Genomic DNA, 11,252 nt, shown 5'->3' on the forward strand with positions numbered 1-11,252 from the left:
TCAGGGACCGGCGTGGTGCTCGACCCTGGAATCAGGTCAGCGCGCAGAGCTTGTAGACAAGTCTACGACCTCGCGGGCGGCGGTGGCGACGTCCTCGTTCACGATGAGGTGGTCGAACTCGTTCTGCGCCGCCAGCTCGACCTTCGCGGTGCGCAGCCGCCGGGCCCGTTCCTCGGCGTCCTCGGTGCCGCGGCCGACCAGCCTGTGCACCAGCTCGTCCCAGCTCGGCGGCAGGAGGAAGATCAGCGTCGCGGACGGCTCCGCATCGCGCACCTGGCGCGCGCCCTGCAGGTCGATCTCCAGCAGGACGGTCTTCCCCTCCGCCAGTGCGGCGTCGATCGGGGCGCGCGGGGTGCCGTAGCGCGAGCGGTTGTGGACCACCGCATACTCCAGCAGCTCGCCGTCGGCGACCAGGCGGTCGAACTCGGCGTCGTCCACGAAGTAGTAGTGCACACCGTCGATCTCGCCCGGGCGCGGCGGCCGGGTGGTCGCCGAGACGGACAGGTGGATCTCCGGGTTGTTCTCGCGGATGTGCGCGGCGACGGTCCCCTTGCCCACCGCCGTGGGGCCGGCGAGGACGAGGAGCCGGCTGCGTGCCCCACGGGGGGTCGGAACGGGGAAGCGCTCGTCGAGCCACTCCTCCAGCACTCGGCGTTGACGGGCGCCGAGTCCGCCGAGGCGCTTGACCGGCGAGATGTGGAGCTGCTCCAGCACCCGGTCGCGCTTGCCCGCGCCGATCGCGGGGAGGGCGAGGAGGAAGTCGGTGATGCGCATGGAGCCCTCGACCGAGTCGGGGTCCTCCGTCGCGCGATGCAGCACGGCCTGCGGGGTGACGACGCGCATGGTGAGGTCACGCTTGAGCGAGGCCCTGGCGCGCCGTCGCTCGACCGCTCGACGTGCGGCGGCGGCCCTGTCGACCTCGGGGACGGTGCGGCGTTCCTCAGCCACGGCTGACCTCTCGATACTGGGCGGCACGGTCGGCGATCGTCTCGGCGAGGGCCGCCGGGCCCGCGGAGAGGAGGCTGCGGCTCTCGCTCGCGATCACCGAGCCGGCCTGGGAGCCGAAGCGGCGGACGAGATCCACGGGAGTGGCGCCCTGTGCGCCGAAGCCGGGGGCGAGGATCGGGGCGACGGGCGCGAACGGAGTCAGCCCCGCTTCCACCGCGTCCACTGTGGCACCGATGACGAAGCCGAAGCTCCCCCACTCCCCCTCGGGCGTCCCGGTGGCGTTCCGGCGCGACACCTCGGCGATCACGGCCGCGGACACGGTCTCGCCGTCCGCGGTCGTCGCGCGCTGCAGCACGGTCGCCTCGGGGTTGCTGGTCGCGGCGAGGACGAAGAGCCCCTTGCCGTGCGCCTCCGCGAGGGCGAACGCACCCTCCAGCGCACCGACGCCGAGGTACGGGTTCACCGTCAGGGCATCCGCCTCCAGCGGCGCGCCCGCGGGGAGCCAGGCCTGGGCGTAATCCGCCATCGTCGACCCGATGTCGCCGCGCTTGGCGTCGGCGATCACCAGCAGTCCGGCCGCGCGCGCGGCCGCCAGCACCTCCTCGAGGGCCGCGAACCCGGCCGCGCCGTATCGCTCGAAGAACGACACCTGCGGCTTCACGAGACCGGCGCGACCGGCGGCCGCCTCGACGGTACGGAGCCCGAACTCCCGGACTCCGGCAGCATCGGCGGTCAGCCCCCACGCCGCCAGCAGAGCGGAGTGGGGGTCGATGCCGACACAGAGCGGGCCGTGCGCCTCCAGGGCGGCGCGGGCCCGCTCGCCGAAGCGTTCCGTCATACCGCGGCCATCCGGTCCTGCGCGTACTCCTGCAGGCTCTTGACCTGGAAGCCCTCGTGCGCGGCGTCCATCCCGCTCACCGCCGCACCGAGCACGGCGATGGTCGTGAAGAGCGCCTTGTCCGCGGCCACCGCGGCGGCGCGGATCTCGTAGCCGTCCGCGCGAGCGGCACCACCCGACGGGGTGTTCACGACGATGTCGATCTCCCCGTCGTTGATGAGGTCGACGATGTTCCGGGCTCCGGACTCCTGCGTCTCGCTGTACTTCTCGACCACCGTGACGGCGATGCCGTTGCGCGACAGGATCTCCGCCGTGCCCTCGGTCGCCACGATCGTGAAGCCGAGCTGCTGGAGGCGGTGCGCCGGGAGGATCACCGCGCGCTTGTCGGAGTCGGCGACCGAGATGAACACGGTTCCCGACGTCGGCATGCCGCCGTAGGCCGCGGCCTGGGACTTCGCGAACGCGGTCGGGAAGTCCCGGTCGATGCCCATGACCTCGCCGGTCGAGCGCATCTCCGGGCCGAGGACCGAGTCGACGGTCTTGCCGTCGGCGGTGCGGAACCGCTTGAAGGGCAGCACGGCCTCCTTGACCGAGACCGGGGCGTCCAGCGGGACGCGCGAGCCGTCCTGTTCGGGCAGCATCCCCTCGGCGCGGAGCTCGGCGATCGTCGAGCCGGCCATGATGCGGCTGGCGGCCTTCGCCATCGGGATGCCCAGCGCCTTCGAGACGAACGGTACCGTGCGGCTCGCCCGGGGATTCGCCTCGATGACGTAGAGCACGCCGGCGCTGATCGCGAACTGCACGTTCAGCAGACCGCGCACGCCGACGCCCTGTGCGATGGCGAGGGTGGCCTCGCGGACGCGGTCCACGTCGCTGCGACCGAGCGAGACCGGCGGCAGCGTGCAGCTCGAGTCGCCGGAGTGGATGCCGGCTTCCTCCAGGTGCTCCATGACGCCGCCGATGAAGAGGTCGGTGCCGTCGTACAGGGCGTCCACATCGAGCTCGATCGCGTCGTCGAGGAACCGGTCGACCAGGAGCGGCTTGCCCTCCTCGATCACGACCTCGCCGGCCGTCCGCACGAAGTAGTCGCGCAGCGCATCGGTGCCGTAGACGATCTCCATGCCGCGACCGCCGAGCACGAAGCTCGGGCGCACGAGCACGGGGTAGCCGATCTCCTCGGCGATGCGCACCGCGCCCTCCACGTCGATCGCCGTGCCGTTGCGCGGCGCCAGCAGCCCGGCCTCGTCGAGCAGTCGCGAGAACAGCTCGCGCTCCTCGGCCAGGTCGATGGCCTCCGGGCTCGTCCCCAGGACCGTGTAGCCGGCCGCCTCGATGCCCTTCGCGAGCCCGAGCGGGGTCTGGCCACCGAGCTGGCAGACGACGCCGAGGATGGTGCCGCTCGCCGCCTCCGCGTCCAGGACCTCCAGGACGTCCTCGAGCGTCAGCGGCTCGAAGTACAGCCGGTCGGACGTGTCGTAGTCGGTCGACACGGTCTCCGGGTTGCAGTTGATCATCACGGTCTCGAAGCCCGCGTCCGACAGCGCGAACGAGGCGTGCACGCAGGAGTAGTCGAACTCGACGCCCTGACCGATGCGGTTCGGGCCGGAGCCGATGATGACGACCTTGGTGCGGTCCGACGGCGCGACCTCGGTCTCGGCGTCGTAGCTCGAGTAGTGGTACGGCGTCAGCGCGGGGAACTCCCCCGCGCAGGTGTCGACCGTCTTGTAGACGGGGCGGATTCCCAGGCCGTGGCGCACGCCGCGGATCTCGGCCTCGCTCTCGCCGCGGAGCTGGGCGATCTGCGCGTCGGAGAAGCCGTGCTCCTTGGCGTAGCGCAGCGTCGCGTCGTCCAGCTCGCCGGCGGTGCGCACGACCTCGGCGACCTCGTTGATGAGGACGATCTGGTCGAGGAACCAGGGGTCGATGGCCGTGGCCTCGAACGCCTGCTCGATGGTCGCGCCCTTGCGCAGCGCCTGCTGCAGGGTGACGATCCGGCCGTCGGTCGGCGTCTTCGCGATCTCGAGCAGTTCCTCGACGCTGCGCGACTCCTCGCCCCAGTGGAAGCTGGAGCCCCGCTTCTCGAGCGACCGCAGCGCCTTCTGCAGTGCGGTGGCGTAGTTGCGGCCGATCGCCATCGCCTCGCCGACCGACTTCATGGTCGTGGTGAGCGTGGCGTCGGCGGCCGGGAACTTCTCGAACGCGAAGCGCGGGACCTTGACGACGACGTAGTCGAGCGTCGGCTCGAAGCTCGCCGGGGTCACGCCGGTGATGTCGTTCGGGATCTCGTCGAGACGGTACCCGAGGGCGAGCTTGGCCGCGAGCTTGGCGATCGGGAAGCCGGTGGCCTTCGACGCCAGGGCGCTCGACCGGGACACGCGCGGGTTCATCTCGATGACGATGATGCGCCCGTTCTCCGGGTTGACCGCGAACTGGATGTTGCAGCCACCCGTGTCCACGCCCACCGCACGGATGATGTCGATGCCGATGTCGCGGAGCTTCTGGTACTCGCGGTCGGTCAGGGTCAGCGCCGGGGCCACGGTGATCGAGTCGCCCGTGTGCACGCCGACCGGGTCGACGTTCTCGATGGAGCAGACGACGACCGTGTTGTCGGCGGTGTCGCGCATGAGCTCGAGCTCGTACTCCTTCCAGCCGAGGATCGACTCCTCCAGGAGCACCTCGGTCGTCGGCGAGTCACGCAGGCCGGCACCGCCGATACGGCGCAGGTCCTCCTCGTCGTAGGCGAAGCCGGAGCCCAACCCACCCATCGTGAAGGAGGGGCGCACCACGAGCGGGTAGCCGAGCTGCTCGGCACCGGCGAGGAGGTCGTCCATGGTGTGCGCGATGACGCTCTTGGCGACGTCCGCGCCCGCTTCGAGGACGAGCTCCTTGAAGACCTGACGGTCCTCGCCCTTCTTGATGGCGTCCACCTTCGCGCCGATGAGCTCGACGTCGTACTTCTCGAGGATGCCCTGCTCGTGCAGCGCCATCGCGGCGTTCAGCGCCGTCTGACCGCCGAGCGTCGGCAGGATCGCGTCGGGCTTCTCCTTCGCGATGATCGTCTCGATCACCGCGGGGGTGATCGGCTCGATGTACGTCGCGTCGGCGAAGTCGGGGTCGGTCATGATCGTCGCCGGGTTCGAGTTGACGAGGATGACGCGGACGCCCTCCTCGCGGAGGACGCGGCACGCCTGGGTGCCGGAGTAGTCGAACTCACAGGCCTGGCCGATGACGATCGGGCCGGAGCCGATGACGAGGACGGAGTGGATGTCGTCGCGCTTGGGCATTACTTTGCATCTCCCTGGGTGGGTCCCTGAGCGGGTCGAAGGGTCGCGATGACCATGTCGCGGAAGCGGTCGAAGAGGTAGTTGGCGTCGTGCGGTCCGGCCGCGGCCTCGGGGTGGTACTGCACCGAGAAGGCGGGGATGTCGAGGGCGCGCAGGCCCTCCACGACGTTGTCGTTGAGGCCGACGTGGCTGACCTCGACCTTGCCGTAGCCGTGCGGGCTGTCGAACGAGCCCTCCAGGGGCGCCTCGACGGCGAAGCCGTGGTTGTGCGCGGTGATCTCCACCTTGCCCGTCTGCTTGTCCAGCACCGGCTGGTTGATGCCGCGGTGGCCGAACGGCAGCTTGTACGTGCCGAGACCCAGGGCGCGGCCGAGGAGCTGGTTGCCGAAGCAGATACCGAAGAAGGGCAGACCGTCGTCGAGGACCGCGCGCAGCAGTTCGACGTGGTGGCCCGACGCCGCGGGGTCCCCGGGGCCGTTCGAGTAGAAGACGGCGACAGGCTCGATCGCCCGGATCTCGTCGATGCTCACGTCCTGCGGGAGGACGTGCACGTCGAAGCCGCGGGCGGCGAGGTTGTCGATCGTGGCCTGCTTCACACCCAGGTCGAGCACGGCGAGGTTGCCGATGCGCTCCCCCACCGCCGGGGTCACGGTCGCGCTCTCGACGGACACCTGGGCAGAGAGGTTGAGGCCGGTCATCTCCGGAGCCTCGCGGACGATGCGCAGCTGCTCCTCCGGGTCGAGCTCCGCGTCCGCACCCGAGAAGATGCCGCCGCGCATGGAGCCGGCGGAGCGGATGTGACGGGTGACCGCACGGGTGTCGATGCCACTGATGCCGACGATGCCGTCCTCGACGAGGACCTCGTCGAGGGACGCGTTCGCACGCCAGTTCGAGACGACGCGCGAGGGGTCGCGCACGATGTAGCCGGCGACCCAGATGCGGCGGGACTCGGTGTCTTCGTCGTTCATGCCGGTGTTGCCGATGTGCGGGGCCGTCTGCAGGACGATCTGTCCGGCGTAGGACGGGTCGGTGATGGTCTCCTGGTATCCCGACATGCCGGTGGCGAACACGACCTCGCCGAGGGTGCGTCCGCGCGCGCCGTAGGCGCGTCCGCGGTGTCGGGTGCCGTCCTCGAGCACGAGGACGGCGGGATCGGGGAGGCGGGCCGCGGAGGCCTGCGGGGAGGAAGTCGAGAGGGTCATGACGTGGCTCCTGTGTCAGGGGCGGCGGGGATGAGCCGCTGCAGGTCGGAGATGAGGGTCGGGAGGTCGCCGCCGGTGAGGCGCACATAGCTGTCGACGACGGTCGCGTCGTCGACGTGCCACGCGATGCGCACGAGCCCGCCGGGCTCCACGACGCGATCGATGGTGACGGTCGCGCGGTCGACGGAGACCAGGCGGTCGGCGGCGAGGAAGACGGTGGGGGCACCGTCCAGGGCCAGCGCGATGCCGCGGTCGGTCACAGCCAGCTCGCCGCGTGCACGGAACGCCAGCGGAGTGATCGCGAGCCGTTCGAGGGGCTGCTCGTGCCGAGTGGTGGACACGTAAAGCACCTCGTCGCGGCGCGTCACCTCCGCGTGCTCCGGCACCCCGAGCGGGGCCGTGTACGCGGCATCGCGCCGCACTCGTCGTCGCCAGGCGAACAGCATCGACAGCAGGATGAGCAGCGCGACGGCGATGATGATCGCGACCGCGAGGTCCCGTGCGCTCATGCGCCGAGCTCCTCGACGACGGTGCCGCCGTCGACCGTGAGGACGCCGCCGTGCACCGTGTACTCCACGCGCCCGGGCAGTGCGCGGCCCAGGTAGGGCGAGTTCACGCTGCGCCCGTGCAGGTCCGCGGCGGTGAACACACCGTCGACCGCGGGGTCGTACAGCGTGATGTGCGCGGGCTGCCCGGCTGCGAGCGGCGTGCCGTGGCCGGAGAGCCGGCCAATGCGGGCGGGCGTCGAGCTCATGACACGGGCGACGTCGGCCCAGCCGAGCAGACCGGTCTGCACCATCGACTGGTGCACGACACGCAGGGCGCTCTCCAGACCGACCATGCCGTTCGCGGCGGCCTGCCACTCGCATGCCTTGTGCTCGCTGGGGTGCGGTGCGTGGTCGGTCGCGACGATGTCGATCGTGCCATCGGCGAGACCCTCCCGAACCGCGAGGACGTCCTCCTCGCGGCGCAGCGGCGGGTTGACCTTGAACCGCGCGTCGTAGCCGCGGACGAGTTCGTCGGTGAGCAGCAGGTGGTGCGGCGTGACCTCCGCCGTGACGTCGACGCCTCGCTTCTTGGCCCAGCGGATGATGTCGACCGAGCCGGCCGTCGAGAGATGACACACGTGCAGCCGCGAGCCGACGTGCTCGGCGAGGAGCACGTCACGGGCGATGATCGATTCCTCGGCGACCGCCGGCCACCCGGCCAGCCCGAGCTCGGCCGAGACGGTGCCCTCGTTCATCTGGGCGCCCTCGGTGAGCCGCGGGTCCTGCGCATGCTGGGCGATGACGCCGTCGAAGGACTTCACGTACTCCAGAGCCCGGCGCATGATCAGCGGGTCCCAGACGCAGAAGCCGTCGTCGCTGAAGACCCGCACCTGGGCACGCGAGGTGGCCATGGCGCCGAGTTCCGCGAGGCGCTCGCCCTTCTGGCCCACGGTGACGGCGCCGATCGGCTGCACGGTCGCGTAGCCGGCCGCCTCGCCGAGGGCGAGCTCCTGCTCGACCACGCCCGCCGTGTCGGCGACCGGGGAGGTGTTCGGCATCGCGAACACGGCGGTGAACCCGCCGGCGGCGGCCGCTCTGGTGCCGGTGAGGATCGTCTCGGAGGCCTCGAACCCGGGTTCGCGCAGATGGGTGTGCAGATCGACGAGACCCGGCAGCGCGACCAGGCCCGCGGCGTCGATCACGCGCGCGCCGGTGCGGGTGAGCCCCGTCCCGACCTCGGCGATCACGCCGTCCTCGATGATGATGTCGGCGCTCGTCGCGCCGAGCAGCTGTGCACCGGTGATGACGAGGGTCTCGCTCACAGGTCTCCCCCTCGTTCGTCGTCTCGTTCCCCTGCCAGCAGCAGGTACAGCACCGCCATGCGCACGGAGACCCCGTTCGACACCTGTTCCAGCACCGTCGAACGGGGGGAATCGGCAGCTTCGGAGGAGATCTCCAGTCCCCGGTTCATGGGTCCGGGGTGCAGGACAATGCTACCGCCCGGCAGAGCCGCCACGCGCCGTGCGTCCAGGCCCCACCGGCGCGAATACTCCCGCTCAGTCGGGAAATACGCCGCGTTCATCCGCTCGAGCTGGATGCGCAGCATCATCACAGCGTCCGGCCCCTCCGCGAGGGCTTCGTCCAGGTCGTAGACCACGCGGACCGGCCACAGGGACACGTTCTGCGGAAGCAGGGTCGGCGGCGAGACGAGCGTGACCTCGGCGCCGAGCGTCGTGAGCAGCCAGACGTTGGAGCGCGCCACCCGCGAGTGCAGCACGTCGCCGACGATCGTCACTCGGAGACCGGACAGATCGCGTCCGCGGCTGTCCGCTCCGAACCGGCGCTTGCGGATGGTGAAGGCGTCGAGGAGTGCCTGGGTGGGATGCTCGTGCGTACCATCGCCGGCGTTCACGACCCCGGCGGAGATCCAGCCGCTTGTGGCCAGGGTCTGCGGGGCGCCGGAGCCGGGGTGCCGCACGACGACCGCGTCGGCGCCGATGGCCTCGAGCGTCTGCGCGGTGTCCTTCAGGCTCTCGCCCTTGGAGACGCTGGAGCCCTTCGCGGCGAAGTTGATGACGTCGGCCGACAGGCGCTTCGCCGCGGCCTCGAAGGAGATGCGGGTGCGCGTGGAGTCCTCGAAGAAGAGGTTCACGACCGTCTTGCCACGGAGCGTGGGGAGCTTCTTGACTTCGCGGGACTGCGTGTCAGCCATGTCCTCGGCGACGTCGAGGATGCGCAGGGCGGTGGCTCTGTCGAGCGTGCGGGTGTCGAGGAGGTGCCTCATTCGCCGATCGTCACCTCCTCGGCGCCGTCGTTCTCGAACAGGCGCACGTTGACGCGCTCGGTGCGCGCGGAGGGGATGTTCTTGCCCACGAAGTCGGGTCGGATCGGCAGCTCGCGGTGTCCGCGGTCGATGAGGATCGCGAGACGGACGACGGCGGGGCGACCGATCGACTGCAAGGCGTCGAGAGCGGCGCGGATGCTCCGGCCGGAGAACAGCACGTCGTCGACGAGGACGACCGTCTTGCCGTCGATGCCGCCCGGGGGGATCTCCGTCGGCTGCGGCGACCGCGTCGGATGCTTGGCGAGATCGTCGCGGAAGAGGGTCACGTCGAGCGATCCGACCGGGACGGAGACTTGGGCGATCTCGCTGATCAGGGCGGCGAGCCGGTGACCCAGCGTGACGCCGCGGGTCGGGATACCCAGCAGGACGAGGCCGTCGGCCCCGCGATTGGACTCGAGGATCTCGTGCGCGATCCGGGTCAGCGCTCGTGAGATGTCGGCTTGGTGCAGCACAGTGCGCACACTCATCAGCCGCTCCCTTCTCCGCCTCACAGGACGGTGTTAAAGGTTGCTAGTGCCGCCAGTCTATCGGACCCGCGATGGTCCGCCCGGTCAGCTCGCCTCGCGGAGCACGGGATCCGTCACATCGTCGATCTTGGACGACCGGATCGGATGGCCGCTCGTGGAGAGGCAGCGCCCGGTCTTCAGGTCCCACTTCCAGTCGTGCATGCTGCACGTGAGGATGCCGTCCTCGTCGACCTTCCCCGTCTTGGTGAGGTCGGCGCGCAGGTGCGGGCAGCGGCGCTGGACGACCCAGTCGCCGATCTCCGCGTCCTCGGTCTGGTCGGTCTGCTCCTGGTACCAGTTCTCGACGTACTCGATCCGGTCGACCGAGAGGCACTTGAGGAACGTGGTGAGGAACTCGTTGAACTTGCCGCTGCGTCCGACCGAGAACTGCATCGACAGGAAGATCGAGTTCGACCAGTCGATCTCGTGGTCGCGGATGTTCGTCGAGACGAGGTCGGCGGGGATCGTGTACCAGTACACGCACTCCTCCCCCGCGTACTCGCGGACCTTGGCGCGCGGGAAGTCGACCACCATGTCCAGCTCCCCGATGCGGAAGCGGACGTGCCCGCCGACGCCGAGGCGGATGGTGCGCGACTTCTTCAGCAGCGGCTCCCACCACTCCTTGATCGCCGCCAGCATCTCGTCGGGCGGGATGATCTCGGCGCGAGACGCCTCCTCGTCGCGGATCTCCTGCTGGCGGGTCGCGCGCTGCTCCTCCAGGTACTCCCACTTCTCGTCGAAGATGTGGGCGAGCTCGGCCTCGGTGTAGAGCGTCTGCTCGGTGGTCACCGCACCGCCGTCGATCGTGACGAGCGTGCCGGGGACGAAGAGCTGCCCGTCGTACTTCGGCGCCAGCTCCTTCATGTGCGCGATGAACTGCTTCTGGTCCGTGAAGATGGACTCGCCGTTGCGGCCCATCCCGTTGAAGTCGAAGAGGTCGTCGCGGAGGAACATGGGCGGCCCTGCCATCGGGAAGACGTGCGGCGCGTCGACCTTCTCGATGTAGTACATCGCCCGCTTGTTCTGCGCCTCGCGCTTGAGACGGGCGAAGTTCTGCTTGGCGTCCAGCGGCAGGTCGTAGACCATGGGCCACCAGATCGCTCCGGAGACCTGGGTGAAGTAGGCGTCGGGCTTCCCGAAGTGCAGCAGCTTGTCGAGATCGAGCGGGTGCGAGTCGTTCTGGTTCAGCATCGACCCCGTGCCGTCGTCCACGCTGAGCGACGAATCGCCGATCGGGCCGTCGCTCGGAGCGCGCAGCGGGGTGATCATCATCTTGAGCGCCCCGCGCTCGATGATCTCGCCGGCGGGCGCGTACGTGATGTTCGTGTAGCCGAGCGCCCGGATGTCCTGCTCCAGGTCGTCGATCGGGTACTCCGGCAGGAGCACCTCGATGTCCTTGCGGATGTACCGCTCCAGCAGCGCCGGGTCGAAGTGGTCGCGGTGCCGGTGCGAGATGTAGAGGAAGTCGGCTTCCCGTCCGTACCGCTCCCAGTCGAGCGCGCGGTTGTCCGGGAACGGGAACCAGGACCCGAAGAAGGACGGGCCGAGCACCGGGTCGCAGATGATGTTGCCGCCCACCGTCTCGATGAACATGCCGGCGTGGCCGAGTCCCGTGATCCGCATTGCATTCCTCTCGAAGATG

At 69.9% G+C, this 11,252-nt stretch carries 9 protein-coding genes; all 9 read right to left on the minus strand.

Annotated elements, in window-relative coordinates; all coding sequences use genetic code 11:
• Window positions 1-36 precede the first annotated feature (36 nt).
• The 9 genes from gmk to RI211_RS08795 all read right to left on the minus strand — a co-directional run bounded on the left by gmk (window position 37) and on the right by RI211_RS08795 (window position 11,233).
• Window positions 37-948: a guanylate kinase gene (gene gmk / locus RI211_RS08755; protein ID WP_259954489.1), complete on the minus strand. Its 912-nt coding sequence runs from the start codon at window positions 946-948 to the stop codon at window positions 37-39.
• On the minus strand, window positions 941-1,786 hold the full coding sequence (gene pyrF, locus RI211_RS08760; protein ID WP_280565489.1) for an orotidine-5'-phosphate decarboxylase: 846 nt from the start codon (window positions 1,784-1,786) through the stop codon (window positions 941-943). The genes gmk and pyrF overlap by 8 nt, the downstream gene beginning before the upstream one ends.
• On the minus strand, window positions 1,783-5,070 hold the full coding sequence (gene carB, locus RI211_RS08765) for a carbamoyl-phosphate synthase large subunit (RefSeq protein WP_187661500.1): 3,288 nt from the start codon (window positions 5,068-5,070) through the stop codon (window positions 1,783-1,785). The genes pyrF and carB overlap by 4 nt, the downstream gene beginning before the upstream one ends.
• Complete coding sequence (gene carA, locus RI211_RS08770) at window positions 5,070-6,272, minus strand: glutamine-hydrolyzing carbamoyl-phosphate synthase small subunit (protein ID WP_315636851.1); 1,203 nt, start codon at window positions 6,270-6,272, stop codon at window positions 5,070-5,072. Before carA ends, carB begins: the two co-directional genes overlap by 1 nt.
• On the minus strand, window positions 6,269-6,781 hold the full coding sequence (locus tag RI211_RS08775) for a PH-like domain-containing protein (protein ID WP_187661502.1): 513 nt from the start codon (window positions 6,779-6,781) through the stop codon (window positions 6,269-6,271). Before RI211_RS08775 ends, carA begins: the two co-directional genes overlap by 4 nt.
• On the minus strand, window positions 6,778-8,082 hold the full coding sequence (locus tag RI211_RS08780; protein WP_259954494.1) for a dihydroorotase: 1,305 nt from the start codon (window positions 8,080-8,082) through the stop codon (window positions 6,778-6,780). Before RI211_RS08780 ends, RI211_RS08775 begins: the two co-directional genes overlap by 4 nt.
• Window positions 8,079-9,044 carry an aspartate carbamoyltransferase catalytic subunit gene (locus tag RI211_RS08785; RefSeq protein ID WP_315636850.1) on the minus strand — a complete coding sequence of 322 codons (966 nt, stop codon included), beginning with the start codon at window positions 9,042-9,044 and terminating at the stop codon, window positions 8,079-8,081. Before RI211_RS08785 ends, RI211_RS08780 begins: the two co-directional genes overlap by 4 nt.
• A complete protein-coding gene (pyrR, locus tag RI211_RS08790) occupies window positions 9,041-9,571 on the minus strand; it encodes a bifunctional pyr operon transcriptional regulator/uracil phosphoribosyltransferase PyrR (RefSeq protein ID WP_259954496.1) in 531 nt (176 codons plus the stop codon). Before pyrR ends, RI211_RS08785 begins: the two co-directional genes overlap by 4 nt.
• Window positions 9,572-9,655: 84 nt before the next feature.
• Window positions 9,656-11,233 (minus strand): Rieske 2Fe-2S domain-containing protein, encoded by a 1,578-nt coding sequence (locus tag RI211_RS08795; protein ID WP_025103499.1) that lies wholly within the window; start codon window positions 11,231-11,233, stop codon window positions 9,656-9,658.
• Window positions 11,234-11,252 lie beyond the last annotated feature (19 nt).

The sequence above is a fragment of the Microbacterium meiriae genome (genome assembly GCF_032364335.1).
GTDB classification, from domain to species: Bacteria; Actinomycetota; Actinomycetes; order Actinomycetales; family Microbacteriaceae; genus Microbacterium; species Microbacterium meiriae.

What these genes read in the sequence shown, in the direction of transcription:
- pyrF (WP_280565489.1), bottom strand. Translation starts at nt 1,786, where the DNA reads ATGACGGAACGCTTCGGCGAGCGGGCCCGCGCCGCCCTGGAGGCGCAC.
- carB (WP_187661500.1), bottom strand. Translation starts at nt 5,070, where the DNA reads ATGCCCAAGCGCGACGACATCCACTCCGTCCTCGTCATCGGCTCCGGC.
- carA (WP_315636851.1), bottom strand. Translation starts at nt 6,272, where the DNA reads ATGACCCTCTCGACTTCCTCCCCGCAGGCCTCCGCGGCCCGCCTCCCC.
- RI211_RS08775 (WP_187661502.1), bottom strand. Translation starts at nt 6,781, where the DNA reads ATGAGCGCACGGGACCTCGCGGTCGCGATCATCATCGCCGTCGCGCTG.
- RI211_RS08785 (WP_315636850.1), bottom strand. Translation starts at nt 9,044, where the DNA reads ATGAGGCACCTCCTCGACACCCGCACGCTCGACAGAGCCACCGCCCTG.
- pyrR (WP_259954496.1), bottom strand. Translation starts at nt 9,571, where the DNA reads ATGAGTGTGCGCACTGTGCTGCACCAAGCCGACATCTCACGAGCGCTG.
- RI211_RS08795 (WP_025103499.1), bottom strand. Translation starts at nt 11,233, where the DNA reads ATGCGGATCACGGGACTCGGCCACGCCGGCATGTTCATCGAGACGGTG.